At 60.8% G+C, this 26,319-nt stretch carries 26 protein-coding genes; 17 read left to right on the plus strand and 9 right to left on the minus strand.

The window, feature by feature from the left end; genetic code table 11:
- Window positions 1-26 precede the first annotated feature (26 nt).
- Entirely contained in the window at window positions 27-650 is a 624-nt protein-coding gene (locus QDY28_RS05820; protein ID WP_331380732.1) for a helix-turn-helix transcriptional regulator, read from the plus strand.
- A gap of 10 nt (window positions 651-660) precedes the next feature.
- Here QDY28_RS05820 and QDY28_RS05825 read toward each other — a convergent pair whose 3' ends face one another.
- Window positions 661-945 (minus strand): addiction module antidote protein, encoded by a 285-nt coding sequence (locus tag QDY28_RS05825; protein ID WP_331380733.1) that lies wholly within the window; start codon window positions 943-945, stop codon window positions 661-663.
- Between the two features lie 2 nt (window positions 946-947).
- Window positions 948-1,238 (minus strand): type II toxin-antitoxin system RelE/ParE family toxin, encoded by a 291-nt coding sequence (locus QDY28_RS05830; RefSeq protein WP_331380734.1) that lies wholly within the window; start codon window positions 1,236-1,238, stop codon window positions 948-950.
- 177 nt (window positions 1,239-1,415) lie between these two features.
- Here QDY28_RS05830 and QDY28_RS05835 point away from each other — a divergent pair, with 177 nt between their 5' ends.
- Window positions 1,416-2,423: an asparaginase gene (locus tag QDY28_RS05835; RefSeq protein WP_331380735.1), complete on the plus strand. Its 1,008-nt coding sequence runs from the start codon at window positions 1,416-1,418 to the stop codon at window positions 2,421-2,423.
- Window positions 2,424-2,458: 35 nt separating this feature from the next.
- Here the strand turns inward: QDY28_RS05835 and QDY28_RS05840 are convergent, their stop codons facing one another.
- The gene (locus QDY28_RS05840; RefSeq protein ID WP_331380736.1) at window positions 2,459-3,220 is read right to left on the minus strand and encodes a DeoR/GlpR family DNA-binding transcription regulator; all 762 of its coding nucleotides are present in this window, start codon (window positions 3,218-3,220) and stop codon (window positions 2,459-2,461) included.
- Window positions 3,221-3,341: 121 nt separating this feature from the next.
- Here QDY28_RS05840 and QDY28_RS05845 point away from each other — a divergent pair, with 121 nt between their 5' ends.
- Together QDY28_RS05845 and QDY28_RS05850 are read left to right on the plus strand one after the other, a co-directional pair.
- Window positions 3,342-3,698, plus strand: a complete 357-nt coding sequence (locus QDY28_RS05845; protein WP_331380737.1) for a DUF4406 domain-containing protein — start codon at window positions 3,342-3,344, stop codon at window positions 3,696-3,698.
- A 117-nt stretch (window positions 3,699-3,815) separates the two neighbouring features.
- A complete protein-coding gene (locus QDY28_RS05850) occupies window positions 3,816-4,436 on the plus strand; it encodes a glutathione S-transferase family protein (protein ID WP_331380738.1) in 621 nt (206 codons plus the stop codon).
- Here QDY28_RS05850 and QDY28_RS05855 read toward each other — a convergent pair whose 3' ends face one another.
- Both QDY28_RS05855 and QDY28_RS05860 read right to left on the minus strand, forming a co-directional pair.
- A complete protein-coding gene (locus QDY28_RS05855) occupies window positions 4,437-4,799 on the minus strand; it encodes an MmcQ/YjbR family DNA-binding protein (protein ID WP_442967487.1) in 363 nt (120 codons plus the stop codon).
- Window positions 4,800-4,909: 110 nt separating this feature from the next.
- Window positions 4,910-5,095, minus strand: a complete 186-nt coding sequence (locus QDY28_RS05860; RefSeq protein ID WP_331380739.1) for a hypothetical protein — start codon at window positions 5,093-5,095, stop codon at window positions 4,910-4,912.
- 147 nt (window positions 5,096-5,242) lie between these two features.
- On the opposite strand from QDY28_RS05860, the gene QDY28_RS05865 reads away from it, so the two are divergent.
- The gene (locus QDY28_RS05865) at window positions 5,243-6,139 is read left to right on the plus strand and encodes a LysR substrate-binding domain-containing protein (protein WP_331380740.1); all 897 of its coding nucleotides are present in this window, start codon (window positions 5,243-5,245) and stop codon (window positions 6,137-6,139) included.
- 6 nt (window positions 6,140-6,145) lie between these two features.
- On the opposite strand, the gene QDY28_RS05870 is transcribed toward QDY28_RS05865, so the two are convergent.
- Window positions 6,146-6,805, minus strand: coding sequence for a glutathione S-transferase family protein (locus QDY28_RS05870; RefSeq protein WP_331380741.1), 660 nt, complete (start codon window positions 6,803-6,805; stop codon window positions 6,146-6,148).
- A gap of 292 nt (window positions 6,806-7,097) precedes the next feature.
- Here QDY28_RS05870 and QDY28_RS05875 point away from each other — a divergent pair, with 292 nt between their 5' ends.
- Window positions 7,098-10,571 carry an indolepyruvate ferredoxin oxidoreductase family protein gene (locus QDY28_RS05875; RefSeq protein WP_331380742.1) on the plus strand — a complete coding sequence of 1,158 codons (3,474 nt, stop codon included), beginning with the start codon at window positions 7,098-7,100 and terminating at the stop codon, window positions 10,569-10,571.
- Window positions 10,572-10,653: 82 nt separating this feature from the next.
- A complete protein-coding gene (locus QDY28_RS05880; protein WP_331380743.1) occupies window positions 10,654-11,817 on the plus strand; it encodes an isovaleryl-CoA dehydrogenase in 1,164 nt (387 codons plus the stop codon).
- 40 nt (window positions 11,818-11,857) lie between these two features.
- On the opposite strand, the gene QDY28_RS05885 is transcribed toward QDY28_RS05880, so the two are convergent.
- Both QDY28_RS05885 and QDY28_RS05890 read right to left on the minus strand, forming a co-directional pair.
- Window positions 11,858-12,217, minus strand: a complete 360-nt coding sequence (locus QDY28_RS05885; protein ID WP_331380744.1) for a type II toxin-antitoxin system HicB family antitoxin — start codon at window positions 12,215-12,217, stop codon at window positions 11,858-11,860.
- Window positions 12,214-12,468, minus strand: coding sequence for a type II toxin-antitoxin system HicA family toxin (locus QDY28_RS05890; RefSeq protein ID WP_331380745.1), 255 nt, complete (start codon window positions 12,466-12,468; stop codon window positions 12,214-12,216). Before QDY28_RS05890 ends, QDY28_RS05885 begins: the two co-directional genes overlap by 4 nt.
- 60 nt (window positions 12,469-12,528) lie before the next feature.
- Between QDY28_RS05890 and QDY28_RS05895 the strand changes: the two genes are divergently transcribed.
- From QDY28_RS05895 to QDY28_RS05915, 5 genes are read left to right on the plus strand one after another with little or no spacing between them, the layout of a single operon-like run.
- Window positions 12,529-14,136, plus strand: coding sequence for a carboxyl transferase domain-containing protein (locus tag QDY28_RS05895; protein WP_331380746.1), 1,608 nt, complete (start codon window positions 12,529-12,531; stop codon window positions 14,134-14,136).
- Between the two features lie 10 nt (window positions 14,137-14,146).
- Window positions 14,147-14,530, plus strand: coding sequence for a RidA family protein (locus QDY28_RS05900; RefSeq protein WP_331380747.1), 384 nt, complete (start codon window positions 14,147-14,149; stop codon window positions 14,528-14,530).
- 9 nt (window positions 14,531-14,539) lie between these two features.
- Window positions 14,540-16,528, plus strand: a complete 1,989-nt coding sequence (locus QDY28_RS05905; RefSeq protein ID WP_331380748.1) for an acetyl/propionyl/methylcrotonyl-CoA carboxylase subunit alpha — start codon at window positions 14,540-14,542, stop codon at window positions 16,526-16,528.
- Window positions 16,525-17,394, plus strand: a complete 870-nt coding sequence (locus QDY28_RS05910; RefSeq protein WP_331380749.1) for a hydroxymethylglutaryl-CoA lyase — start codon at window positions 16,525-16,527, stop codon at window positions 17,392-17,394. Before QDY28_RS05905 ends, QDY28_RS05910 begins: the two co-directional genes overlap by 4 nt.
- Window positions 17,391-18,173 carry a crotonase/enoyl-CoA hydratase family protein gene (locus tag QDY28_RS05915; RefSeq protein WP_331380750.1) on the plus strand — a complete coding sequence of 261 codons (783 nt, stop codon included), beginning with the start codon at window positions 17,391-17,393 and terminating at the stop codon, window positions 18,171-18,173. Before QDY28_RS05910 ends, QDY28_RS05915 begins: the two co-directional genes overlap by 4 nt.
- A gap of 4 nt (window positions 18,174-18,177) precedes the next feature.
- Here QDY28_RS05915 and QDY28_RS05920 read toward each other — a convergent pair whose 3' ends face one another.
- Window positions 18,178-19,551, minus strand: a complete 1,374-nt coding sequence (locus tag QDY28_RS05920) for a TIGR03808 family TAT-translocated repetitive protein (RefSeq protein ID WP_331380751.1) — start codon at window positions 19,549-19,551, stop codon at window positions 18,178-18,180.
- Between the two features lie 246 nt (window positions 19,552-19,797).
- Between QDY28_RS05920 and QDY28_RS05925 the strand changes: the two genes are divergently transcribed.
- From QDY28_RS05925 to QDY28_RS05945, 5 genes are all read left to right on the plus strand, one after another.
- A complete protein-coding gene (locus QDY28_RS05925; protein ID WP_331380752.1) occupies window positions 19,798-22,116 on the plus strand; it encodes a sensor domain-containing protein in 2,319 nt (772 codons plus the stop codon).
- A gap of 91 nt (window positions 22,117-22,207) precedes the next feature.
- Window positions 22,208-22,780: a TMEM175 family protein gene (locus tag QDY28_RS05930; protein WP_331380753.1), complete on the plus strand. Its 573-nt coding sequence runs from the start codon at window positions 22,208-22,210 to the stop codon at window positions 22,778-22,780.
- A 46-nt stretch (window positions 22,781-22,826) separates the two neighbouring features.
- Window positions 22,827-23,558 carry a carbon-nitrogen hydrolase family protein gene (locus QDY28_RS05935; RefSeq protein WP_331380754.1) on the plus strand — a complete coding sequence of 244 codons (732 nt, stop codon included), beginning with the start codon at window positions 22,827-22,829 and terminating at the stop codon, window positions 23,556-23,558.
- 68 nt (window positions 23,559-23,626) lie between these two features.
- Window positions 23,627-24,637 (plus strand): ligase-associated DNA damage response exonuclease, encoded by a 1,011-nt coding sequence (locus tag QDY28_RS05940; protein ID WP_331380755.1) that lies wholly within the window; start codon window positions 23,627-23,629, stop codon window positions 24,635-24,637.
- The gene (locus tag QDY28_RS05945) at window positions 24,637-26,274 is read left to right on the plus strand and encodes a cisplatin damage response ATP-dependent DNA ligase (RefSeq protein WP_331380756.1); all 1,638 of its coding nucleotides are present in this window, start codon (window positions 24,637-24,639) and stop codon (window positions 26,272-26,274) included. The genes QDY28_RS05940 and QDY28_RS05945 overlap by 1 nt, the downstream gene beginning before the upstream one ends.
- The last annotated feature ends 45 nt before the right edge of the window (window positions 26,275-26,319 follow it).

Here is a 26,319-nt window from a genome sequence, read left to right on the forward strand (position 1 = left end):
AATTAAAACAAGGGAAAACTTGGAAAATGCGGCAGTCGCCGGTCAATCGCATTCTGATCCTGCTGAAAACCGATGGACCGCAGCTCGCATCGACGATCGGCAGTGCGCTTGGCATATCGTCGGAAGCGGCGCGCCAACAACTAACGAAGATGGGAGAGGAGGGCTTGGTCGAGCCGGTGACGGAAGCCGCATCGGGCAGGGGCCGGCCGCGACAGTTCTGGCACCTGACGGCGGCCGGCAACCGCCGGTTTCCCGATGGCCATGCCGACCTGACCGCAACGCTTCTGGCGACCATGGCAGAGCGGTTAGGGCAGGGCGCCGTCGATGCCGTCATTTCCGCCCGTGAAACGGAGACGCTGAAGCGCTACCGCAGCGAGATCGACGTCACCGCCGACCTGCCGTCACGCGTCGCGGCGCTTGCCGCCATCCGCACGCGCGAGGGTTATATGGCGGATCATTGGCAAGATGAGGATGGTTCGCTTGTGTTGGTGGAAAACCATTGTCCTATCTGCGCCGCGGCCACGGTATGCGCCGGTTTCTGCCGGTCGGAACTCGAGGCATTTCGTGCGACACTCGGGGCAAACGTGGAGCGAGAAGAGCACATCCTCGTCGGGGCGCGCCGCTGCGCCTATCGGATCCGAGCAGTCTGAAGCGAAGCGGCTATGCAGCCCGCACCGTCAATTTCAAACCAAGTGCCCGAATGACGCCCGACAGCGTTTCCAGCGTCGGATTGCCGCCTTCACTGAAAGCCTTGTAGATCGTCTCACGGCTGACACCTGCTTCCTTGGCGAGTTGCGTCATTCCGCGAGCGCGGGCGACATCGCCGATAACTGCGGCAATCAGCGATGGATCGCCGTCTTCGAATGCAGCTTCGACATAGGCTGCAATAGCTTCAGGGCTGTCCAGATGTTCCGTCGGATCCCAGGGTTTGGTTTCGAGTGCCATGATCAAGCCTCCTTCGCGAGTGCTTTAGCCTTTGCAATATCGGCGGTCTGAGTGCTCTTGTCGCCGCCGCATAAGAGCAGAACGAGTGTCTGGCCGCGTTTATGATAATAGAGCCGATATCCTGGTCCATAGTCGATGCGAAGTTCGCTAATACCTTCGCCAACAGGCTTCACGTCACCGGGATTTCCGAGCGATAGGCGACGAATCCTCACCTGAATACGAGCAACCGCGTTGATATCTTTCAATTTGCCAAGCCACTCAGCAAATTCCGCAGTCTGACGGATTTCGATCATTTGTGTACTATAATACACATTCTGCAGGTGTCAATTATAATACACAGAACCTTTGCAATGCCGCCGCTTGCGTTACCTCTGTTATTCGAGCACCCGTTTCACTCCCTATACAATTGGCAATCCCCCGCTCACCGGCTATCAGTAGCGTATCTCGCAAATCAAAGAGCGCTTCCCATCATGTCCAATCCCGTCTGCGTCGAAGTCACCCGTGGAAATCTCGTTGAGAGCCGGCATCGCGGTTCGGTCGCCGTGGTCGATGGCGATGGGAAGTTGGTGCTGTCGCTCGGCGACATCGAGAGTGGAGTGTTTTCGCGTTCGGCCTGCAAGGCGATGCAGGCCTTGCCGCTGGTCGAAAGCGGGGCGGCAGATGCCTATGGCTTCGGCAATATGGAATTGGCGCTGGCCTGTTCCTCGCATAGCGGTGAAGACGCGCATGTGGCGCTGGTGGCCTCCATGCTCGCCCGCGCCGGCCGGGATGTCAGCGCGCTGGAATGCGGCGCGCATTGGTCTTTCGAGCAGAAAACGACCATCCACCAGGCGCGCACCGTCGCAAAGCCGACGGCGCTGCATAACAACTGCTCCGGCAAACACTCCGGCTTCGTTTGCGCCTGCTGCCATCAGGATATCGATCCCAAGGGCTATGTCGGCTACGACCACCCCGTGCAGCGGCAGATCCGCGCGACGATGCAAAGCCTCACCGGAGCGCCGCTTGGGCATGACAATTGCGGCACCGATGGCTGCTCCATCCCGAATTACGCTGTGCCGCTCAGAAAACTGGCGCACGGCTTCGCCAAGATGGCGACCGGCACCGGCCTGGAGCCGCTGCGCGCCAAGGCCTCGCGCCGTCTCTTTGAAGCCTGCATGGCCGAACCCTTCTACGTTGCCGGCACCGGTCGCGCCTGCACCAAGCTGATGCAGGTCGCCCCCGGCCGCATCTTTGCCAAGACGGGTGCCGAGGGCGTCTTCTGCGCTGCAATTCCGGAACAGGGCATCGCGATTGCGGTCAAATGCGATGATGGCAGCGCTCGCGCCGCCGAAACGATGATTGCCGCCGCGCTCGCCCGCTTCTTTGAAAAGGGCAGCGACGTCCATGCCGGTCTGACGCAGATGGCCAACAAGGCGATGAGCAACTGGAACGGCATTCATGTCGGCGATATCAGAGCGGCGGCAGCGCTGACGGCATAGAATACCTCCAACGCGCCTCATCGCGGCAGCTTGCGTCAGTCGCTGACTGTGAAGATCGGGACCTGTGCGCTGCGATACGGCGCCAAGCTCGCCTCAGTAATATCTGAGGGCACGATCATGCCCGACACTGCCGTGACGGGCAGGATGTGGCAGGGAGAGGCGGCATCCAGCTTTTCCTGGGTTACCGTCACATAGGTTTCCGCCGAACATTGCGCGATATGCCGCTTGATGGCAGCCTCCTCGAAATCGCCGGTCGAAAGGCCGTGAACGGGGTGAATGGCGGTGACGCCGAGAAAGAAGATGTCCGGCCGCACCAGCGAGATCGCCGCCATTGCCGCAGCACCCGTCGCCACCATCGAGTGTTTGTAGAGCTTGCCGCCGATCAGGATCACATCGGCTGTCGGATGATGTTCCAGCTCGCCCGCAATCGTCGGACTATGCGTGACGACGGTGAAGGCAAAATTCCTGGGAAGATGGCGGGCGATTTCCGCCGTCGTCGTTCCGCCATCGAGAAACACCGTTCGTCCGGGTTTAACCATCTTCGCCGCAAAGGCGCCAAGCTGCCGCTTCACATCCGGCGATACACCCCGTCGCGTTGAGAAATCCGGCAGCTCCGGCGCGAGCGGCAGCGCGCCGCCATGCACGCGCTTCAGCAGCCGTTCCGCCGCCATTTCCCTCAAGTCCCTGCGGATCGTGTCTTCGGATAGGCCGAAATCATCCGCGATCCTCTTGGCGATTACCTGGCCGTCGCGTCGGAGAATATCGAGGATGAGAGTCTTTCGTTGCCCTGTAAGCATGTCTATTTCCGCACGGTAATTCATGAAATATCGTGAAACTATCAAAAATGAGTCGACAATCAAGAAATTTAACGCATATTCGTGCAAATCCCTGCATGATGCGGGGAAGAGGAGATGTGACATGTTGATCTTGATTGCTGGGCCGTATCGTTCGGGAACGGAAGACGATCCCCGGAAGATGGCAGAAAATCTCAAGCGGCTGGAAGAGCCATCCTATGCCTTGTTCAAGGCAGGGCATCTGCCGATGATCGGCGAATGGGTCGCCTTGCCGGTCTGGCGCGCCGCCGGCGGCAAGAGCATCGGCGACGATCTCTATGACGAGATATTCCACCCGACTGCAGGCCGGTTGCTGCAATTGTGCGAAGGCGTTCTGAGGCTTCCGGGCGAGTCCAAGGGAGCCGACAACGACGTCCGCATCGCCAATGAACGTGGCATTCCCGTCTGGTACCGACTGGAGGACGTTCCAGGCTGCGCGTGAAGGTCGATGCGCAGACGGCATCCATCAAAAGCTTTCATAGCCAATATCGATCCCAGCCACTTCCGTATTCCCTCTACCGCCGTTAACGTCTGACGAAATCGAGCGGAGGAAACGGATATGCTGAATTTGTATTTCGCACCGGGCAGTTGTGCACTCGCCAGTCTGATAGCGCTTGAAGAGTCGGGCCTTGCCTACGAGGCCCGGCGCCTCAACTTTGCCAACGGAGAGCAGCGTTCGCCGGACTACCTGGCGATCAATCCCAAGGGACGTGTTCCGGCGCTGGTGACCGACCAGGGCGTTATCACGGAAAACGTGGCGATCCTCGCCTATGTTGCCCAGATTGCTCCGGCGGCTCGGCTGGCGCCGCTCGACGACCCCTTTGATTTTGCCCGCATGCAGGCCTTCAACAGCTATCTCGCCTCGACCGTGCATGTGAATCACGCCCATAAAGGGCGCGGCTATCGCTGGACCGACGATACGGCGGCAATCGAAGCGATGAAGGCCAAGGTGCCCCAGAATATGGGCGAGTGTTTCGCGCTGATCGAGGAGAAGATGCTGGAAGGGCCGTGGGTGATGGGCGAGCAATATACCGTTGCCGACGGCTATCTCTTTACGCTGGCAAGCTGGTTGCCGGGCGACAGCGTCGATCGTACCCGCTTTGAGAAGGTCAGCGCCCACCACGCGCGCATGCTGGAGCGCCCTGCCGTGCAAAGGGCGCTCGCCGCCGAGCGGATTTGATCAACCGGCGTCGAAAGCCGCCCGCAATTTTTTAGGCGCCCGAAACCGCCAGGCTTCGATCAGCCGCAGTTGCAGTTCTTCGTCGCCGACAGCGGCGATGCGCGTTGGCAGCGACGGCCAGCCGACATAGTGATCCGACTGGAAATAGATCTCCGGCGCCGTCTCGATGAGCTGCTCCTTGCGGTCGATCGGTAGCGCCAGCACGATCGTCTCGGTATTCTTGACCGAAACGAAAGCCTTGCCGCCAACCTTCAGCGCTGGCGTACCATAATGAGTGCTGACCTCGACCTCGGGCAGGCGCGCTTCCGCCGCAATGCGTTGCAGACGTTCGGAGATCGCGTCGATATCCATGCTTATAACCATGCTGCGCTATCCCGTTCCGATGCTATGTCATCCAAAATCATACATGAGCGGAGGAGATAGCCGAAGAGCTGTCGGGGTGGTTCAGCGCCGTGAAATGGCTTGTTCTTTCGTTACGCGCATTCTTTCAATCTTCGGTCTTGCTCTTGCGCCTTCCGACCCAAATTCTCCGGCATCAGTGGCAGGTCGGCCAACTCCTTCAGCGACATGGCCGCGAGGACCGGATGCTGCAACGGGTCATCCTCAGGCTCGCCGTTATCGTGCAGCAGATGATTGAAGAAAATCTTCAGTATCGACATGACATGCCTCCTCGTTCTTCCGCGACGATGCATCTGTGGCGCATCAGTCGACGGGATGGTGGCGGTTGTGGTTTTATGCCGCAATGATCGCGCGTACCGCGCAGCTTTTCAATTGAGAATGCCGGTACGCTGATATAGATATTCTATATGAAGAATCTCAACAGCGTTCATCTGAATGGACTTCGGGCACTGGAAGCCGTGGGGCGGCTCGGGTCGTTGCAGGCGGCTGCCGATGAGCTCGGGGTGACCATCGGCGCCGTCAGCCAGCAGGTGATCAAGGCCGAGGCGCAGTTGGGTCGGCCGGTTTTCGAGCGGACGCCGAAGGGCATGCTGGTGACGGAGGCGGGCATCTCGGTCTTGGCACGCCTCGGCGAGGGCTTTCAGGCCCTGTCTGCGGCGGTGACCGCCGCACAGCATCGCGATGACAATATTCTTACCATTTCGGTTGCGCCGGTCCTCGCGGCCCGCTGGCTGGTGCATCGGCTCGATCGCTTCGCCAAGCGCCATCCCGATATCAGGCTGCGCATCGATGCGACCATGCAGCTCATCAATCCTGCGACGTCGGATGTCGATATCGGCATTCGCGTCGGCGACGGCCAATGGGCTGATGTCCATTCTGAGCTATTGCTGAAGCAGGAGGTCTTTCCGGTGGTGACGCCGCAGATCGCCAGCCGATTGAAGGAGCCGGCCGATCTCCTGCAAGTTCCCGCCGTCATCGACGGCAGGGCTATGTTTACGTGGGAGGTCTGGCTGAGCAAGGCCGGCCTCTCCGGCAAATGCATGGAAGAGCGGCATATTTTCAACGATGCCTCGCTTTGCCTCGATGCGGCCATGGCGGGCCAGGGCGTGATGCTTGCCTGGCAGACGCTGGCCGCCTATGCGCTGCAACAGAAATGCCTCGTCGATCCGTTTGGCATCCGCGCCAAAACCGGTTTCGGCCATTATTTCATTACGGCCGAGGGCGTGCGCGAAGCCAAGAAGGTAACCGCCTTCAAGACCTGGATGCGTGACGAGATGGAAGAGAGCATGAGGCTTTTTCGGTGATTTGCCTCACACCGGCTCCTTGCCGCGGGTCGCCTGCATTGCCCTATAGGCATCGCGCGACTGGCAGCGCTCGATCCAATTCTTCACGTTCGGATGGCTATCGAACAATGCCTGTTCGGTCTGCACGTAACGCAGCACTTCCGCGAGATTGAGGTCGGCGACGGTAAAGCGATCCCCCAAGAGGTATTCCCGGTCCGCCAGGTGCTTTTCCAGCACGTCGAACGGCCGCTTCAGTGACCGGCAGGCAACCGCGATCCCGGTCTTGCCGGCATCGGTGTCCTCCTGCGAACGATCGTAGATGCGTACGACGGCCACCGAGTAGGGCTCTACTTCCGTTGCCGCCCACATGGTCCACATGGCGAGCAGACCCTCTTCCTCCACCGTTTTCCCAGACAGCGGCCCGCCATACTTGCGGGCGAGATAGAGATTGATGGCGAGCGATTCATGGAGGACGAGATCGCCGTCCTTGACGGCGGGGATCATGCCCATCGGATTAACGGCCAGGAATTCCGCCGACATCGTATTGACAGGTGCGTCCGGGCTTAGCGGATTTTCGAGCCGGCTGGCCTGCATCACGGGCACGGACTGAAAAAGAACGCCAAGTTCCTCGGCCATCCAGTAGTTGCGCGATGCGCGTGAGCGGTAGACGCCGTAAATTGTCAGCATGATCGGTCTCCGAAATTCAAGTCGAGGCGAGGTTATTGGTGGCTTTCGTCAAGCGGAAGGGGCTCCGGCTTATATCTGCAATGAAAGCTTTTGATGAGTGTAGAGGCTCAAGCACGAAAATATCCGTCAGGCCTTTCAATCTTTGCAAATCATGCCGGCGGCGCACCGCCTTCGTTCAGAAATTAGCAATAGCGCATGCTAACATCGATTTACATTTTCGCCGGTGCGGTAGGAGGCATGCGGCGAGGATATTCTTACGCAATCGGTGACTGCGATCTCGGGAGGAGAGCAGATGCTAGCGACTAGCGTATCGCTTGACGATAAATATACGGCAGATGAAGGCCGTGTCTTCATGACCGGACTGCAGACCCTCGTGCGTCTGCCGATGACCCAGATGCGCCGTGACCGCGCTGCCGGCCTGAACACCGCAGCCTTCATCTCCGGCTATCGCGGCTCGCCGCTCGGCGGCTACGATCAACAGCTTCTGAAGGCCAAGACCTATCTCGACGCGAATGACGTCACCTTCCAGCCAGGCATTAATGAAGACCTTGCAGCCACAGCTATCTGGGGCACCCAGCAAGTCGGATTGTCGCCCGGCGTGCGCAAGGACGGCGTGCTCGGCATCTGGTATGGCAAGGGGCCGGGCGTCGATCGCTCCGGCGACGTGCTGAAGCATGGCAATGCCGCCGGCACGTCAAAACATGGCGGCGTCCTCTGTTTCGCTGGCGACGATCATTCCGCCAAATCCTCCACGATTCCGCACCAGACCGACCATGATTTCATGTCGGCGGTCATTCCGGTCATCTATCCATCCTCGATCCACGAATTCCTCGAATATGGCCTGCTCGGCATCGCCATGTCGCGCTATTCCGGCTGCTGGGTCGGCATGAAATTTATTGCCGACACCATCGAGACGACGGCTGCCGTCGATCTTTCCGGCGAGAAGCGGCAATTCGTGCTGCCGACCGATTTCGAGTTGCCGCCTGGCGGCTTGAACCTGCGTTGGCCCGATCCGCCGTTGGTGCAGGACGACCGTCTGCAAAACTACAAGGCCTATGCAGCCATCGCTTTTGCCCGCGCCAATCGCGTCGATGAAATTACCCATGATGTGCCGAACGCCCGCTTTGGTATCATCTCCTCGGGCAAAGCCTATGAGGATGTGTTGCAGGCGCTGCGCGAACTGGAAATCGGCCCCAGGGAAATGGCCGCGATCGGGCTGCGCATCCTGAAGGTCCGCATGCCCTGGCCGCTGGAACCGGAGACTGTCCGGCATTTTTCCGAAGGGCTGGACGAGGTACTCGTGGTCGAGGAACGACGCGAGATTATTGAAAACCAGATCAAGCAGCAGCTCTTCAACTGGCGCGCCGATGTCCGCCCGCGCATCGTCGGGAAGTTCGACGAGCACGACAAGCCCTATCTCAGCCTGTCCGCGGCGCTGACCGTCGGCGCGGTGGCGAGAGCCATTGCCGGCCGCATCGTCAAGCTCGATCTCGATCCCTCGCTGCATGACCAGATCGCCGCGAAGCTTGCCTATCTCGCCGAACGCGGCCAGATCAGCCGCACGCATGTCGCGCCGTTGAATCGCACGCCGTTCTTCTGCTCCGGCTGTCCGCACAACACATCCACCCGAGTCCCCGAAGGCAGCCGCGCCATGGCCGGCATCGGCTGCCACTACATGGTCACCTGGATGGACCGAAACACCCAGACTTTCACGCAGATGGGCGGCGAAGGCGTGCCCTGGACGGCGATCGCCCCCTACACCGACGAGAAGCACATGTTCGTCAATCTCGGTGACGGCACCTACTTCCATTCCGGCATCCTCGCCATCCGCCAGTCCGTCGCCGCCAAGGTCAACGTCACCTATAAGCTGCTCTACAACGACGCCGTCGCCATGACCGGCGGTCAGTCGATCGACGGCTATCTGACGCCGCAGCTCTTGACCCGACAATTGCACGGGGAGGGCGTTTCGCCGATCTATCTGCTGTCGGAAAACCCCGCGGCCTATTCGGCATCGGATCTGGCTCCCGGCGTCGAAGTCCTGCACCGCGACAATATCGATCAGGTCATGCTGACCCTGCGCGAGACCGAGGGTTGCTCGGCCATTGTCTACGTCCAGACCTGCGCGGCCGAAAAGCGCCGTCGCCGGAGCCGCGGCCTTATGGAGGATCCGGCCAAGCGTGTCTTCATCAACCCGGCCGTCTGCGAAGGCTGCGGCGATTGTTCGGTGCAATCCAACTGTATTTCCGTAGAGCCGCTGGAGACTGAGTTCGGCCGCAAACGGCAGATCAACCAGTCGAGCTGCAACAAGGATTTCTCCTGCGTCAAAGGCTTCTGCCCGTCTTTCGTCACCGTCCATGGCGGCAAGCGCCGCAAGCGCGGGGCGTTGGAGCATTCGGATGTCGAGATCCCGATGCCTGAGGTTCCCGTCATCGGCGAGCGCCCCTGGAACATCGCGATCGCCGGCATTGGCGGTACCGGTATCCTGACGATTGGCGCCATTCTCGGCATGGCTGCCCATCTCGACGGCAAGGTGCCGATGATCCTCGACATGGCCGGCCTCGCGCAAAAGGGCGGCGCCGTGATGAGCCACCTGCGGATTGGCTATAGTGAGACCGATGTAACCTCGTCGCGCATCGTCAATGGTGGTGCCGACCTGCTGCTCGCCGCCGATGAAGTGGTCGGCGCGTCCAAGGATGCGGTCACGCTCTGCGCCTCGAACCGGACGACGGCTATCGTCAACACGGGCCTGATGCCGGTCGCCGATTTTGTCCGCAACCGCGACTTCGATTTCAAGATCGGTTCGGTTCAGCACACCATCGCCAAGACCATCAGCGACAAATCCGTCTTCCTTGATTTCGCTCATGTGGCGAGCGAGGTCACCGGCGATGCCATGTCGACCAATATCCTTCTCACCGGCTTTGCCTGGCAGCGCGGCCTGCTGCCGCTGTCGCTGGAAGCCATCGAGAAGGCGATCGAGCTCAACGGCGTGGCCGTCAAGGCCAGCCTCTCGGCCTTTCATTGGGGCCGACTGCTGGCGCATGATCCGAAGGCCGTGCGGGAGATGATGACGGAGCCAAATGCCGGCAAGACGCTGGCCGAGATGAGCCTTGCCGAGCTGATCGCCCACCGCAAGGCGCATCTGACAGCGTATCAGGATGCCGCGCTCGCCGATCGCTATGCCGCTTTCGTCCAGCGCGCCACGGCGGCGGCTGCGAGGGAGCGGCATTCGGACAAGGTGCCCTTCGCCATCGCTACGACCTATGCGCGGGTGCTGGCCTACAAGGACGAATATGAAGTGGCGCGGCTGTTGACCGATCCGGCGTTCGAGGCGCATTTGCGCGATGACATGGAAGGTGACTTCAAGCTGGCCTTCAATCTCGCGCCGCCGTTGCTGCCCGGCAAGGACCCGAACGGCCGGCCGAAGAAGCGGGAATTCGGCCCCTGGATATTGCCGTTGCTGCGCAGGCTCGCCCCGATGAAGCGGTTGCGCGGCACGGCCTTTGATCCCTTCGGCTGCATGCGGGAGCGCCGCTTGGAACGCCGCTTGATCGGCGAGTACGAGGTAATTGCCGGCCGTGTTCTCAACGGCCTGCGCGCCGGCAATGAGACGGAGGCCCTTGCCATTCTGTCATTATTCGATGAGATCAGAGGCTTCGGGCCTATCAAGGAAGAGGCGGCCCGCAAGGTCATGGCGCGGATCGCCGAGAAGCTGAAGACCTATGAAATGTCGGAGGAGAAGCACCACGTTCCCGCTGATGCGGCGTGATATTCTCAAAAGAGGATGAGGAGAGAGCATGGTGCCAAGCGGCACATAGCCGCGTCTGGTTCATGCGTTGGGAGGGAAGGCAATGTTCGTAGGGGGATTGAACTTCGCGCTCGGGGAGGAGATCGAGGCGCTGCGTGAGAGCGTGCGCCGCTTTGCCGGCCAGCGCATCGCGCCGCTCGCCGACGAGTTCGACCGCAACAATGGTTTTCCGATAGAGTTGTGGCGGGAGATGGGCGATCTTGGATTGCTCGGCATCACCGCCGATGAAGCCTATGGCGGCGCCGGTCTCGGCTACGTCGCGCATGCCGTCGCCATGGAGGAGATCAGCCGCGCTTCGGCCTCCGTTGGTCTCAGCTACGGCGCCCATTCCAATCTCTGCGTCAACCAGATCAATCGCAACGGCACCGACGAGCAGAAGACGCGTTACCTGCCGAAGTTGATTACCGGCGAACATATCGGTGCGCTGGCCATGTCGGAACCCGGCTCCGGCTCGGACGTCATCTCGATGAAGCTGCATGCCGAAAAGCGGGGTGACCGCTACGTGCTAAACGGCAGTAAGATGTGGATCACAAATGGCCCGGATGCCGACGTGCTGGTCGTCTATGCCAAGACCGCGCCGGAGGCCGGCCCGCGCGGCATTACCGCTTTCCTGGTCGAAAAAGGCTTCGAGGGTTTTTCTGTCGGCCAGAAACTCGACAAGCTCGGCATGCGCGGCTCCAGCACTTCGGAGCTGGTTTTCATCGATTGCGAGGTGCCGGCAGAGAACGTGTTAGGCCAAGTCGATGGCGGTGCCCGCGTGCTGATGTCCGGCCTCGACTATGAGCGCGTCGTCCTCTCCGGCGGCCCGCTCGGTATCATGGCCGCCTGTATGGATGTGGTGCTGCCCTATCTGCACGAACGCAGGCAGTTCGGCCAGCCGATCGGCGAATTCCAGCTCATGCAGGGCAAGCTTGCCGATATGTATGTGACCATGAACGCCGCCCGTGCTTATGTCTACGCGGTGGCCGCCGCCTGTGATCGTGGTGAAACGACCCGCAAGGACGCCGCAGGCTGCATTCTCTATGCGGCCGAAAAGGCGACTGGCATGGCGCTCGAATGCATCCAGGCTCTCGGCGGCAATGGTTACACCAACGACTACCCCGCTGGCCGCCTGCTGCGCGATGCCAAGCTCTACGAAATCGGCGCCGGCACTTCCGAAATCCGCCGTATGCTGATCGGGCGGGAGCTGTTTGCCGAGACTGTCTGATTTTAAAGGCGAAATGCCGGAAAATGCAAAGGAGAAGGAATTATGCCTTCACAACCATCGAAGCTGACTCGGCGTCCCGCGAGGCTGCTTCCGTCAACGTATCGGTGATCCATTGATTGACGGATTGAGCCTTGTTCCCTGCTGCTCGCACCACCTGCTGATGCAGGCGCGGACTCATGCGCAAGGAAAGGTTTCCGGAAAACGGACGGTCTGGCTCCTGCGATCGCTCGGCACAGAATGCAAGATAGTCATCGACGCTGTCGCGGAAGGCTTGCACCAATTCATGCGCCGTTTCTGCTTCGAAGGTCACGATGTCTCTAATGCCGACGATGCGGCCATGGAAAACCATATCGTCCTCGTCGAACTCCACCGAACCCGTATAACCCTTGTAAGGCCTCATGGCTTTATTCCCAAATCTGTCAGGAACTCCCTGACGGTGCGTACGACATATTGTTTGGTATCGGGCTTTGGATGCGGCCGATGGATGAACAATGTTCGGCCACGGAATGTGAAACGAAGGCGGGAGCCGCTTCCTTCCGACACCTCGCAGCCGATCGCAAACAACAGCGCCTCGATATCCTGCCACCTAATGGTGGCCCTCACCGGATTGGCGAAGATGGCTTCCAGCGTTTGCCGCTGCTTCGAATTCATGAATTGTATCGCTGCGACACATTATTGGTATCAAAATATGGTAGCAAGTGGGCGAGGTCGATGACTACCCTGAAATCACAAATCTCCACGCATTCAGACCGTTTCAGGGACAATCGCGCTGCGATGCTGGAGGCGATTGGGGTGGCGGGAGCAGCCGCCTTGCGGGCGGCGGAGGGTGGCGGCGCGCAGGCGCGTGAGCGCCATGTCAGCCGCGGCAAGCTACTGCCGCGCGACCGGGTAGCGGGACTGATCGATCCCGCGACGCCTTTTCTCGAAATCGGTGCGACGGCGGCGCACGGCATGTACGGCGATGAGGCACCGGGTGCGGGTTTGATCGCCGGCATCGGCCGCGTTGCCGGCCGCGACTGCATGATCGTCTGCAACGACGCCACCGTGAAGGGCGGCACCTACTATCCGATCACGGTGAAGAAGCATTTGCGGGCGCAGGAGATCGCGGCGGAAAACAATCTGCCATGCCTCTACCTGGTCGATTCCGGCGGAGCCAACCTGCCGAACCAGGACGAAGTCTTTCCGGATCGCGATCATTTCGGCCGCATCTTCTACAATCAGGCCAATATGTCGGCAGCAGGCATTCCGCAGATCGCAGTCGTCATGGGCTCATGCACCGCGGGGGGCGCTTATGTGCCGGCCATGTCCGACGAGACCATCATTGTCGAGGGGCAGGGGACGATCTTTCTCGCCGGGCCGCCGCTGGTCAAGGCTGCGACGGGCGAGGTGGTTTCGGCCGAAGATCTCGGCGGCGGCGATGTGCACACGCGCCTTTCCGGGGTTGCCGACCATCTGGCGCGCGATGACGCCCATGCGCTTGCCCTGGCGCGGCAGGCTGTGGCCAATCTCAATCGCCACAAACCGACGACTGTCGAACTCCGCACGCCGGAGCCGCCGCTCTATGATCCCGAGGATATTCTCGGCGTCGTTCCCTCTGACCTGCGCACGCCTTACGATGTCCGCGAAGTCATTGCCCGCATCGTCGACGGCTCGCGCTTTGACGAATTCAAAGCACGTTATGGCGCAACGCTTGTCTGCGGCTTCGCCCATATTCACGGCATTCCCATCGGTATCATCGCCAACAATGGCGTGCTGTTTTCGGAATCGGCGCTGAAGGGCGCGCATTTCGTCGAGCTTTGCTCGCAGCGCAAAACCCCGCTGGTCTTCCTGCAGAATATTACCGGCTTCATGGTCGGCCGAAAATACGAAACGGAAGGCATCGCCAAGCATGGGGCTAAGCTGGTGACGGCGGTGGCGACGACGAAAGTGCCGAAAATCACCATGCTGATCGGCGGCTCCTTCGGCGCCGGCAATTACGGCATGGCCGGCCGGGCCTATTCGCCGCGCTTCCTCTGGACCTGGCCCAATAGCCGTATCTCCGTCATGGGCGGAGAGCAGGCGGCCGGCGTACTGGCGACGGTACGCGGCGAGGCTCTGGCGCGCGCCGGCAAGCCTTGGACGAAAGAGGAAGAGACGGCTTTCAAGCAGCCGACGCTGAAGATGTTCGAAACCCAGAGCCACCCGCTCTACGCCTCGGCGCGTCTCTGGGACGACGGCATCATCGACCCGCGCAAGAGCCGCGACGTGCTGGCACTGTCGCTTTCGGCCGCGCTCAACGCACCGATCGAAGACACACGTTTCGGCCTATTCCGGATGTGAGGAGATGGAGATGAAACGCGACATCATCAATGCCAAGAATGCACCGCAGCCACGCGGCGGCTATGCCCAGGCGGTCAAGCTAGAGAATTTCGAGAGACTGCTGTTCGTTAGCGGCCAAATTCCGACGACGTCAGACGATGCGCTTCCGGAAGGATTTCAGGCGCAGGCGCGCCAAGTCTGGCTCAATGTCGACGCGCAGCTCAAGGCCGCGGCGATGAGCAAGGCCGACATCGTCAAGGTCACGACCTATCTTGCCGACCGTCACCATACGATCGAGAATCGCGAGATCCGCAGCGAATATCTGGGCTCGCTCACGCCGGCGATGACGGTGGTGATAGCGGGCATTTTCGATACGGCGTGGCTGCTCGAAGTCGAGGTTGTCGCCGCGCAATAGGGTTTGCCGATGTTTTCGAAGATCTTGATCGCCAATCGCGGAGAAATCGCCTGCCGGATCATCCGGACGGCAAGGCAGCTGGGTATTCGCACGGTCGCCGTCTATTCCGACGCCGATAGGGATGCGTTGCATGTGGCGTTGGCCGATGAGGCGGTGCACATCGGCCCGGCGGCTGCGAGCGAGAGCTATCTTTCGAAGGAGCGGATCCTAGGCGCCGCACAGCGATCCGGCGCCGAGGCCATTCACCCCGGCTATGGATTTCTCTCCGAAAATGCCGATTTCGCCGAGGCTGTTGAAGCAGCCGGACTGGTTTTTATCGGCCCATCGCCAGCCTCGATCCGCGCCATGGGCCTGAAGGATGCGGCCAAGGCGCTGATGGAGCGCGCCGGTGTGCCTGTCGTTCCCGGTTATCACGGCGATAAACAGGATGCGGCATTCCTTGTGGAGCGGGCAGCGGAGATCGGCTTCCCCGTTCTGATCAAGGCGCGGGCGGGCGGCGGCGGCAAGGGCATGCGGCGTGTCGACCGCCCGGAAGATTTTGCGGCTGCATTGGAAGCGGCAAGACGAGAGGCGAAATCGGCTTTCGGCGACGACGCGGTGTTGATCGAAAAATATCTGACTCAGCCCCGTCATATCGAAATCCAAGTCTTCGGCGACAGTCATGGCAATGTGGTGCATCTCTTCGAGCGCGATTGCTCTCTGCAGCGGCGGCATCAGAAGGTGATCGAGGAGGCGCCGGCCCCTGGCATGACGGATGAGATGCGCAGTGCCATGGGCGAAGCTGCCGTTCGAGCAGCCCGCGCCATCGATTACCGCGGTGCCGGCACCGTCGAATTCATTGCCGATGTCTCAGAAGGCCTGTCGCCGGATCGCTTTTTCTTCATGGAAATGAACACCCGTTTGCAAGTCGAGCACCCTGTCACCGAGGCGATAGCCGGCGTCGATCTGGTCGAATGGCAATTGCGGATTGCCTACGGCGAGCCCTTGCCGAGGACCCAGGCCGAACTCGGCATCGAGGGCTGGGCCTTCGAGGCGCGGCTTTATGCCGAAGATCCATCGCGGGGTTTCCTGCCGGTGACCGGTACGCTCTCGCACCTCAGATTTCCGGAGGGCGATGTCCGCATCGATACCGGCGTGCGTGAAGGCGATAGCATCACACCGCATTATGATCCCCTGATCGCCAAGCTCATCGTGCATGCCCCAACCCGCCAAGCCGCCCTCGCCAAGCTGACCCGGGCGCTGCAGGATACGAAGGCTGCGGGGACGGCAAGCAATCTCGATTTTCTCGTCCGATTGAGCCAGCAGCCGGATTTCGTTGCAGGCCATCCCGATACGGGCTTGATCGACCGCGAGGCGAAGACGCTGACGGCAGCATCGATACCGGACGACATTGCGCTTGCCATTGCCGCCATCCCCGAGGCGGGAGGCATGGCGCGATCCTCTGGGAGCGACCCGTGGCAGGCGCTTGGCGCCTGGCAGCTTTGGGGCGAGGTGAACCGCCCTGTCACGCTGCATCACAGCGGAGGCCATACGAACGGCCGCGTGATTGCGAAAGGGCAAGATCGATACTCGGTTCAGTTCGATAACCGCGCTGTCGCCGTTCGCATGATCAGCCGCAATGACGACAGCTGCCGCATGGAGATCGACGGCCGGCAATTGCGTGCCGAGTTTTTCCAGATGCCGCATGGCATGACGTTATTTTTCGACGGCCATACCTATCAATTCCATCGGGCCGACCCGCTGGATGGCGCTGAAGAGGAGGCCGTCGGCGGCGACCGGCTGGTAGCGCCGATGCCCGGCCTCATCAAGATCGTCCGGGTGCAGGAAGGCGATGTGGTCGCAAAAGGGGAGGCGCTGATCGTCATGGAAGCCATGAAGATGGAGCTGACGCTGACGGCAACACGCGATGGCGTGGTGGAAAGCCTGCACGTCGGCGAAGGAGATCAGACCAGCGAAAGCGCTGTGCTGCTGTCGCTCCGGCCGGAGGATGCGCAATGAACGCTCGTCCTTCCAACTACGTCACCATCGTCGAAATGGCGCCGCGAGATGGCCTGCAGAATGAGAAGCAGCCGGTCGATACGGCGCGGAAGATCGAACTGGTGGATCTGCTGTCCGACTGCGGTTTCGAGCGCATCGAGGTCACCAGCTTCGTTAGTCCCAAGTGGGTGCCGCAGCTTGCCGATGCCGCCAATGTCATGGCCGGCATCAAACGCAGGCCTGGCGTGCGCTACACCGCGTTAACGCCGAATATGCAGGGATTCGACGCCGCCCTTGCTGCGGGCGCCGATGAGGTGGCGATCTTCGCATCGGCCTCCGAAAGCTTTTCGATGCGCAACATCAACTGCTCCATCGCCAAAAGCATCGAGCGTTTCCGGCCCGTGGCGGCGGCAAGTCAGGAGCGAGGCATTCCGTTGCGTGGCTACGTCAGTTGCGTCGTCGAATGCCCCTATGAAGGCGCGGTGCCACCGGCGAATGCCGCAAGTGTCGCCCGGCAGTTGCGGGACCTTGGTTGCTACGAGATCAGCCTCGGCGATACGATCGGCCGGGGCGAACCGGAGGCGGTGGACAGAATGCTGGAAGCCGTGCTTGCCGATGTCCCCGCCGCCATGCTGGCCGGCCATTTTCACGATACCTCTGGCCGGGCATTGGACAATATCGGCATAGCCCTGGATCGGGGCCTGCGGGTGTTCGATGCCGCCGCCGGCGGTCTCGGCGGCTGCCCTTTCGCGCCCGGCGCCAAAGGCAATGTCGATACGGTGGGGGTTCATCACTATCTGGCTCTGCACGGCTTCGAGACTGGTCTCGATGAGGAGAAGCTTGCCCGCGCCGCCGCCTTTGCGCGTAGCCTGAGGAGTGCCACATGACGTCGCAAACCATCCATATCGCCATCGACGAACGTGGTGTCGCCCGCCTGAGCTTGACGCGGCCCGAAAAGCACAATGCCCTATCGGCTGAGATGATCGATGCCTTGACGGAAGCCGCTTCCGACCTCGGCCGAGATGCGAGCGTGCGCGTCGTCGTCCTTGCGGGCGAAGGCGCAAGCTTTTGCGCCGGCGGCGATCTCGGCTGGATGCGCGCCCAGTTCGATGCCACCCGCGCCGGGCGCATCGTTGAAGCCCGGCGGCTTGCCATGATGTTCAAGGCCTTGAACGAATTGCCGAAGCCGCTGATCGCGCGCGTGCACGGCAATGCCTTCGGCGGCGGCGTCGGCATCCTCAGCGTCTGCGATATGGTGATTGCAGCCGCGACCGCCCGCTTCGGCCTGACGGAAGTTCGCCTCGGCATCATTCCCGCCACCATCAGCCCCTATGTTGTTGCCCGCATCGGCGAGGCCAAGGCCCGCCCGCTCTTCCTGTCCGGTAAAGTCATCGACGCCTGGCAAGCCCATGCGGCCGACTTGTTGTCCCGCGTCGTGCCTGAGGAAGCACTCGACGAAGCCATCGAAGCCGAAATCCGCCATCTCCTCGCCGCCTCGCCGCAAGCTGCGGCGCGGGCAAAGGCGCTGGTTCGCTCTCTCGGCACGGCAATCAGTGATGAGCTCATAGATCACGTGATCACTCAATTAGCCGATACTTGGGAGACGGAGGAAGCTAGGGAAGGGGTCACGGCTTTCTTCGAGCGGCGGGAGCCAAGCTGGCGATAGACTTCTAGACTCGCCTGTTTTTCTCTATCGTAAGTTGCGGAAATTCTCCGCTCCCCGCTGCCGTCAGGTCCGCGGATGCCGGTTTGTCCCAACGAAAGCCGAGGATTGCGCCTTTTTCCACCTGCTGGAACAAATTGTCCGTGATGACGGCCGCACCGGCGCCGTCGGCGACGGAGACGGCGCAGCCGATAGGAGCTTGGCGGATGATGTTGCCGGTGGCGACGATGTTGCGGAGATAGGGACCCCAGCCGAGTTTCAGGCCCCAGAGCGGGGCGTTTTCGATGAGGTTCGACGCAATCAGCGTATCGGCTTCTGCCGAGATCCCGATGCCGAAGCCGCTTTCCTGAGGATAGGGGCCGGTCAGGGCGAGATTGCGGATGATATTGCCGGTGACACTGGCAAGCCGCCCGCCCTTGTCGAAATTGGCGATGGCTATGCCGTTCGCAGCGCCGTCGATCAGATTGTTGCTGACCACTGCCCCTTCGAACTCGAATTCGCAGAAGATCGCCGTTTCGCCGGAGCGCAGGCACTGATTGCCTGTGATCTGCACGTTCGATGCCGAGTTGGCGCGTACTGCGGTGAAGGCGCAATCGGCTATCTGGTTGCCGGAGACCAAGACGCCGTCAGCGCGAAAAATATTGATGCCGTTGCCGTTCTGGCCGGTGCCGCCATCATTTGCCCCGATGCGGGCGATGCGATTGCCGGTCACGATGCTGCCGTCTGCACCCTTGTCCCAGCGGTGGATGAGGATGCCGCCATTGCCGCAATCCTCGACCGTATTGTCGGTGACCGTCAATCCGGTCGACTGGACGGAATAGAGGCCGGCTTCTGCCGCGCCCGATATTCGGCTGCGTTCGATCCGCCCGCCGCAGCGCTCCAGTTGCAGCGCATGTTTGCGGCTGCCGGCGATGTCGCAATTGTCGATCAGCACTTGGTCAACGCCGGTAAACTGCAGCAGCCCGCCGGCATAGTCGCCAAGCCAGCGGTTGCCGCCATCGAGAACAAGGCCGGAAAGCTCGATGCGTTTCGCCTTGTCGGCGCTCATCAGATGGCCTTCGCCGCCATAGACGAGCCGGGAAGCGCCGGGAATTCCGGTAATGCGGGTATTGTCCGGCAGCGAAAGGTTCGACACATCGTAATTGCCGGGCGGCAGAAACACCGGCGTATTCGCGCGCGCCGCACTGTCGATGACAGCTTGGAGTTTGCCGCTTCTGATGTCGCTGGTGCCTGGCGTCGCCTTATAGGCGATGGCATCGATCGGCCCGCGCATCTCGGCGCCGGCCATCTTGACGAGCGGCGCGGAAAAGCCGCGTTTGGCAAACAGGCCTGTTGCCGCCGAGGCGGCGATATAGGCAATGAACGCGCGGCGCTGGACCATTATCAACTCCTGAAACAAACCTTGCGGAAGCACGAACCATGCCATGCGCATCTGTGCCGATTTGATACGGGAAAGGCCTGGTTTCGTGGAATAGGGCCTCCGATTTTTCGCAGTTTTCACCCTTTTATTCTTTCGTTCACCCATCCCTTTAAGAGCCTTGAAGGAAGCAGGAACTATAATGATCGCGTTTCGGTTGTGACATTTGAATAGAGCCGCGCCTGCGGCTGGGGTGGGAGAATGCGCATCATGAATAAGCCGGCACTTCAGCACGCCCGCACGGGCGAGCGCGGCCGTTCGCTCGATATCGAGACGGAGCGCCTGTTGGCAGCCACACAGGCGCTGATGGCGGCGAACGCGCACCACGTTGCCGATGGCATCGAGCAATTGCGCCTCAAGGCGATCGTGCATGAACTGCCGGATTTTCTCTTCGTCAAGGATCGGGAAAGCCGCTTCGTCTTCGCCAATTCCGCCACGGCAAAAAGTCTTGGCTTGGAAAGAGCAAGCGCGCTCACCGGCAAGACCGATTTCGATTTGGTGCCGTTGGAGCGCGCTACGAAATACTACCGTATCGAGCAGGAAATCATCGCGACCGGCAAGCCGCGGCTCGATATGGAGGACGTTATTCCCTCTGCAAGCAGCGGTAAGCCAGTCTATCGGCTGACCTCGAAGTTGCCGCTGCGCAACGATCGCGGTGAGGTGATCGGGCTGATCTGCATTTCGCGCGATATCACCGAACGCAAACGCCAGGAGCATCTGCGCCGCAACCAGGCCGAGCTCTTGGAAATGATTGCCAAAAGCGAGCCGATCGAAATGATCCTCGAGGCGCTGGTATTGATGGTCGAGGATCAAATGACCGACATGAAAGGGTCGGTCTTGCTGCTCGATCCCGAAGGCATCCATCTCTCCCACGGCGCGGCCCCCAATCTGCCCGCCGCCTACAGCCGCCTGATAGACGGTATCGCCATCGGCCCGAAAGTCGGCTCCTGCGGCACGGCGGCCTGGCGCGGCAAGCCGGTCTTCGTCTACGACACCCAGACGGATCCGCTCTGGGAAGAGTTTTCTGTTCTAGCCGCGCAATATGGCCTGCGCTCGTGCTGGTCGACGCCGATCATGACGTCACAGGGCAACGTTCTCGGCACTTTCGCGCTCTATTCCGGTACCGTGCGTGAGCCGACCGAACGCGAGCTGGAGCTGGTCGCCATGGCGACCCACATCGCCGGGATTGCCATCGAGCGCAAGCGCGCCGAGGACCGCGCCTATTTCATGGCCCATCATGACGACCTGACCGGTCTGCCGAACCGTGCCTTTCTCAAGGAGAACATGGCGAAGATCCTGTTCAAGGCTCGCCGAAACGGTCGCAAGGTTACGGTCGCCTACGTCGATCTCGACAACTTCAAGCAGGTCAACGACAGCCGCGGCCACAGCGCCGGCGACGAGCTGTTGAAGGAGCTGACCGCCCGCATGGTCGACAGCCTCAGGGCCTCCGATATGGTGGTGCGCCTCGGCGGCGACGAATTCCTGCTGGTCATCGTCCATCAGTCGCGCCACGACACCGGCATCACCCGGCGGCTGCGTGAACTGCAGAAGGCGATTACGCAGCCGGTGGTGATCGGGGAAATCGAGATCGCCGTGACGAGCAGCATCGGTGTCGCGGCCTTTCCGGCCGATGGAGAGACGCCGGATGAGTTGATCGCCTGCGCCGACGCGGCCATGTACAAGGCCAAGGAGCATGGCCGCAACCGGCTGCAATATTATATTCATAGGTCCGACGCGGCTGGCGTCATGCCGCTGAGCGAGCAGGAAGAATTGCGTAGCGCCATCGGCGCCAAGCAGTTCTTCCTGGAATACCAGCCGCAGGTCGATGTCGCGAGCGGTCGCATCGTCGGATTGGAAGCGCTGGTGCGCTGGCGTCATCCGCGCTACGGCATGATGCCGCCCGGTCAGTTCATCCCGCGAGCGGAAGAATCCGGGCTGATCATCCCACTCGGCTTGTTCGTGCTGAACGAGGCCTGTCGGCAGGCCAAGGAATGGCAGGCGATGGGCCTGCCGCCGGTCACGATCGCCGTCAATGTTTCGGCTCGGCAATTCGGCGATCCGGCGCTTGCCGCGCACGTCACCGAAGCTCTGGAGGCAAGCGGCCTCGAGCCGCAATGGCTGGAGCTTGAATTGACGGAGAGCACGCTGATGCATGACGTGCCCCGCGCCTTGCATGTCATGCAGGCGCTGAAGGCGCTTGGCGTACGCCTGTCTATCGACGATTTCGGCACCGGCTATTCCAGCCTGGCGGCGTTGAAGACTTTCCCCTTCGACCGTCTCAAAATGGACCGTTCCTTCGTCGAGGCCTTGCCACGCGACGAGACGACCGTCGCCATCGCCTCCGCTGTCATCTCGCTCGCGCGCCGGCTGCGTCTGGCGGTCGTCGCCGAAGGCGTGGAAACGGACGAGCAACTCGAGTTCCTGCGTCAGGCTCAATGCCACGACGCCCAAGGCTTTTATTTCTCTCGGCCGGTCGGGCCAGGGGAGATCGCGACGATTCTCGCAAGGGCCGGTGATCGCCTCGCTTGAACCCATCCCTGTCCGCTGTAATTCTGCCCCATATACGCAGGCCCCTCATTGATTCTGACGGGGGCTTGGCGCGAAGAGGGGAAATCGATTTATGGGCAAGGGGCGTATCGAGGCCTTTTCCGATGGCGTGATCGCCATCATCATCACCATCATGGTGCTGGAATTGAAAGCGCCGCATGGCGAGGGGCTGCAGGCGCTGATTCCACTGATCCCGACGCTGCTTTCCTATGTTCTAAGCTTCGTCTACGTCGGCATCTACTGGAACAATCACCACCATATGTTCCAGGCGGTGAAGCATGTCAGGGGCGGCGTGCTTTGGGCCAATCTGCATCTGCTGTTCTGGCTGTCTTTGATGCCCTTCGCCACCGGCTGGATGGACGATAACGACTTCGCCATGACTCCCGTGATGGTTTATGGCGTCGTCTTGTTGATGTGCGGTTTCGCCTACTACATTCTCGGGCGAATGCTGATCCGCGTGCATGGCAGGGAGTCCGATTTTGCTCACACGCTCGGTTCGGATGGTAAGGCTGGACTTTCCGTTAGCCTTTATATCCTCGCGATCATACTTGCCGCCGTAAACCCGTTCATTTCCCTCGGCATCTATTTCGTCGTCGCCTGTATATGGCTGATACCGGACCGGCGCTTCGAACGGATGATGAAGTAGAGGGTTTCGAGCTGTGGGAACTCAGGAATCATGTTAGTCCTTCGACATGCGGGTTGCAGCCTTTCAACGCCGAGCGCTGTTCGATGCCCTCGATGAGGTCGGGGATGTGCTTTCGCGCGACTTGACGTGGGCCGATGAGCAAGGCATCGACCTTGCCCTTTTCCCCGAATGCTATCTTCAGGGACACAGCTATGAACCGGCACTTGCCAGGCGGCGTGCACTCTCACTCGATGATCCTGCCCTGAATGCCTTGATCGCCCGCTGTGCATCGGGGAAGACCACCGCGATCATCGGCCTCTTCGAGCGGCGAGGGGAGTCGGTTTACAACAGCGCGGTGGTCGCGAGGGCGGGTCGGATAAGCGGGGTCTACGCCAAGGTGCATCCCATCGAAAGGGGCTGCACGCCGGGGACCGATTTTCCGGTCTGGGCACTCGGCAATTGGTGCTTCGGCATCAATATCTGTTCGGATCTCAGATATCCCTACACGGCGGTCCGGCTCGCCAGGAAGGGCGCCCGTCTCATCTGCAATCCGGTCAACTTGATGCTTCGCCCCCACAAGGCGGAAAAGTGGCATAGGCCGGCCATCGAGAGTTTGCGGATATGTGCCAAGCATACGAGATGCTGGGTCATGTCGGCCGATGTTGTCGGCAGCAACGATGATGGTTGGGTGAGTTACGGCAGTACCGCGATCGTCGATCCGAATGGCGTTGTCGTTGCGAAAGCCAAGGCGTACAGCGAAGATGTCCTGGTTTTCGATCTGCCCGACGGACGGCTTTGAAAGCGAACTCGATCAAAAAGCGTCAATGATCGCTACATAATTGCATAAATCACGCTATCTTTTGTCCCATGAGACCGGATCAACTGCTGTATCCCGCCCCTGAGGGGCTGTTCTGCCCGATCGGCGGCTTCTATGTCGATCCGGTGCGGCCGGTCGAGCGAGCGTTGATAACGCATGGACATTCCGACCATGCCCGCGCCGGCCATGGCCGCGTGCTCGCCACCCGCCAAACCCTGGACATCATGCGGATACGCTATGGCGATCATTTCGCTGGATCGGAGCAGCCGGTTGGTTTCGGCGAGGAGCTGACCATCAACGGCGTTCGGGTGCGGTTTCATCCGGCCGGACACGTCCTCGGTTCCGCACAGATCGCGGTGGAGAAGGACGGGCTGCGCATCGTCGTATCCGGCGATTACAAGCGGCGGCCGGACCCGACCTGCGCCGCCTACGTGCCTGTTGCCTGCGACGTCTTCATTACCGAGGCGACGTTCGGACTTCCCGTCTTTCATCATCCCGATCCGATGGACGAGACGGCGAAACTCTTGGCTTCGCTGCGGCAATTTCCCGAACGCACGCATCTGATCGGCGCCTATGCACTCGGCAAGGCGCAGCGCGTCATCCGGCTGTTGCGCGATGCTGGGTACGACAGGCCGATCTATATTCACGGCGCGCTGGAGACGCTGTGCAGTTACTACGCCGGACAGGGGATCGTGCTTGGCGAGTTATTGCCGGCGACGATCGAAAGCCGGGACCAATCGATCTTCAAGGGCGCGATCGTCGTCGGGCCGCCCTCGGCTTTTGCCGATCGCTGGGCGCGGCGGTTCCATGAGCCCCTGCCTGCCTTTGCGTCTGGCTGGATGATGGTGCGTCAGCGCGCCAAGCAGCTCGGCGTCGAGCTGCCTCTGGTCATTTCGGATCATTGCGATTGGCCGGAGCTGACCGAAACCATCTCGGAGTTGAAGCCGTCCGAAGTCTGGGTCACCCATGGACGCGAAGAGGCTCTTGTGCGCTGGTGCCAATTGCAAGGCATTCCGGCCAAGCCGCTGCATCTGATCGGCTATGAGGATGAGGGTGATTGATGAAAGCCTTTGCCGATCTCCTCGATCGCCTGGTGCTGACGCCGAGCCGCAACGGCAAGCTGAAGCTGCTTATCGATTATTTTCGCGACACGCCCGACCCCGATCGCGGCTATGGTCTCGCTGCAATCGCCGGCACGCTGGAGGTGCGCAACGTCAAGCCGGCCATGCTGCGCGAGCTTGTGCTGGAACGCATGGACGAAGTGCTGTTTCATTATTCCTATGATTACGTCGGCGATCTCGCCGAGACCATTTCGCTCGTCTGGGACAAGGAAAGCGATATCGTCCGCCCGGCGGGCGAGCAACCTAAGCTTGGCGAGGTGGTGCGTCGGATGAATGCGCTGGGGCGTACCGAGGTACGCAGCTTCGTTCGCGACCTGCTCGACCGGCTGGACACGTCAGGCCGTTTTGCCTTCCTGAAGCTCGCCACCGGTGCGCTGCGCATCGGCGTGTCGGCGCGGCTTGCCAAGCAGGCATTGGCGGAGCTGAGCGGCAAGGACGTGACCGAGATCGAAACGCTGTGGCATGGATTGCAGCCGCCCTATGAAAGCCTCTTCCAATGGCTGGAGGGCAAAGGCGACAAACCCGTGCTGGCGACGCCGGCGATCTTTCATTCCGTCATGCTCGCCAATGCCGTCGAGCCCGGCGATCTCGATGGGCTCAATCCTCTGGATTATGCTGCGGAGTGGAAATGGGACGGCATCCGCGTGCAGCTTTCGCGGGCGGGTATGACCAGCAAGCTTTATTCCCGCTCCGGCGACGATATTTCCGGCGCCTTTCCAGATATTGTCGACGCCATCAGCTTCGAGGGTGTGGTGGACGGCGAATTGTTGGTCGGGGGCACATCGCGTTCCAACAGCCCGACCCGCACCTTCTCCGACCTGCAGCAGCGATTGAACCGCAAGACGGTGACGACGAAGATGCTGGAGGAATATCCAGCCTTCATCCGTACCTATGATCTGCTGTTCGACGGTGAAGAGGACGTGCGTGCCCGCGGCTTTCTCGATAGGCGCGAGCGGTTGACGGAAATTATCGAAGCTGCGCCCCACGATCGGTTCGATCTCTCGCCGCTGGTGAATTTTACCTCTTGGGAGGAGTTGGACCAACTACGTTCGGCACCGCCCGATCCGGTTATAGAAGGCGTCATGATCAAGCGCCGCGACAGCGCCTATCTCGCCGGCCGCGCCAAGGGGCCGTGGTTCAAATGGAAGCGCAACCCATACAATGTCGATGCCGTGCTGATGTATGCCCAGCGCGGCCATGGCAAGCGTTCGAGCTATTATTCCGATTTCACCTTCGGCGTCTGGTCGATGACACCGGAGGGCGAACAACTTGTGCCGGTCGGCAAGGCCTATTTCGGCTTCACGGATGCCGAACTGGAAGTGCTCGACAAGTTCGTGCGCAACAATACGATCGACCGTTTTGGCCCGGTAAGAGCGGTCAGGGCCGATCGCGATTTCGGCTTCGTTCTCGAAGTCGCCTTCGAAGGGATCAATCGCTCGACGCGGCATAAATCCGGCGTTGCCATGCGTTTTCCACGAATTGCTCGTCTGAGACCCGACAAGCCGCCCTATGAGGCGGATCGGCTGGAAAATTTGGTGGCCCTAATTGACGCCAAGGCTCCTCCCGTTGATGAATAGGACAGGTCGATTCCTCACCACAATGTGAGTTGGCCTCGCCTTTCA

This window comes from Rhizobium sp. BR 362, from assembly GCF_036528765.1.
Lineage (GTDB): Bacteria > Pseudomonadota > Alphaproteobacteria > Rhizobiales > Rhizobiaceae > Rhizobium.

Coding starts and splice junctions, on each gene's coding strand:
- QDY28_RS05925 (WP_331380752.1), top strand. CDS start 19,798: ATGAATAAGCCGGCACTTCAGCACGCCCGCACGGGCGAGCGCGGCCGT.
- QDY28_RS05900 (WP_331380747.1), top strand. CDS start 14,147: ATGAAACGCGACATCATCAATGCCAAGAATGCACCGCAGCCACGCGGC.
- QDY28_RS05840 (WP_331380736.1), bottom strand. CDS start 3,220: ATGCTTACAGGGCAACGAAAGACTCTCATCCTCGATATTCTCCGACGC.
- QDY28_RS05855 (WP_442967487.1), bottom strand. CDS start 4,799: ATGGTTATAAGCATGGATATCGACGCGATCTCCGAACGTCTGCAACGC.
- QDY28_RS05910 (WP_331380749.1), top strand. CDS start 16,525: ATGAACGCTCGTCCTTCCAACTACGTCACCATCGTCGAAATGGCGCCG.
- QDY28_RS05920 (WP_331380751.1), bottom strand. CDS start 19,551: ATGGTCCAGCGCCGCGCGTTCATTGCCTATATCGCCGCCTCGGCGGCA.
- QDY28_RS05885 (WP_331380744.1), bottom strand. CDS start 12,217: ATGAGGCCTTACAAGGGTTATACGGGTTCGGTGGAGTTCGACGAGGAC.
- QDY28_RS05835 (WP_331380735.1), top strand. CDS start 1,416: ATGTCCAATCCCGTCTGCGTCGAAGTCACCCGTGGAAATCTCGTTGAG.
- QDY28_RS05915 (WP_331380750.1), top strand. CDS start 17,391: ATGACGTCGCAAACCATCCATATCGCCATCGACGAACGTGGTGTCGCC.
- QDY28_RS05875 (WP_331380742.1), top strand. CDS start 7,098: ATGCTAGCGACTAGCGTATCGCTTGACGATAAATATACGGCAGATGAA.
- QDY28_RS05830 (WP_331380734.1), bottom strand. CDS start 1,238: ATGATCGAAATCCGTCAGACTGCGGAATTTGCTGAGTGGCTTGGCAAA.
- QDY28_RS05850 (WP_331380738.1), top strand. CDS start 3,816: ATGCTGAATTTGTATTTCGCACCGGGCAGTTGTGCACTCGCCAGTCTG.
- QDY28_RS05820 (WP_331380732.1), top strand. CDS start 27: ATGCGGCAGTCGCCGGTCAATCGCATTCTGATCCTGCTGAAAACCGAT.
- QDY28_RS05945 (WP_331380756.1), top strand. CDS start 24,637: ATGAAAGCCTTTGCCGATCTCCTCGATCGCCTGGTGCTGACGCCGAGC.
- QDY28_RS05845 (WP_331380737.1), top strand. CDS start 3,342: ATGTTGATCTTGATTGCTGGGCCGTATCGTTCGGGAACGGAAGACGAT.
- QDY28_RS05825 (WP_331380733.1), bottom strand. CDS start 945: ATGGCACTCGAAACCAAACCCTGGGATCCGACGGAACATCTGGACAGC.
- QDY28_RS05940 (WP_331380755.1), top strand. CDS start 23,627: ATGAGACCGGATCAACTGCTGTATCCCGCCCCTGAGGGGCTGTTCTGC.
- QDY28_RS05935 (WP_331380754.1), top strand. CDS start 22,827: ATGCGGGTTGCAGCCTTTCAACGCCGAGCGCTGTTCGATGCCCTCGAT.
- QDY28_RS05870 (WP_331380741.1), bottom strand. CDS start 6,805: ATGCTGACAATTTACGGCGTCTACCGCTCACGCGCATCGCGCAACTAC.
- QDY28_RS05865 (WP_331380740.1), top strand. CDS start 5,243: ATGAAGAATCTCAACAGCGTTCATCTGAATGGACTTCGGGCACTGGAA.
- QDY28_RS05860 (WP_331380739.1), bottom strand. CDS start 5,095: ATGTCGATACTGAAGATTTTCTTCAATCATCTGCTGCACGATAACGGC.
- QDY28_RS05905 (WP_331380748.1), top strand. CDS start 14,540: ATGTTTTCGAAGATCTTGATCGCCAATCGCGGAGAAATCGCCTGCCGG.
- QDY28_RS05930 (WP_331380753.1), top strand. CDS start 22,208: ATGGGCAAGGGGCGTATCGAGGCCTTTTCCGATGGCGTGATCGCCATC.
- QDY28_RS05895 (WP_331380746.1), top strand. CDS start 12,529: ATGACTACCCTGAAATCACAAATCTCCACGCATTCAGACCGTTTCAGG.
- QDY28_RS05890 (WP_331380745.1), bottom strand. CDS start 12,468: ATGAATTCGAAGCAGCGGCAAACGCTGGAAGCCATCTTCGCCAATCCG.
- QDY28_RS05880 (WP_331380743.1), top strand. CDS start 10,654: ATGTTCGTAGGGGGATTGAACTTCGCGCTCGGGGAGGAGATCGAGGCG.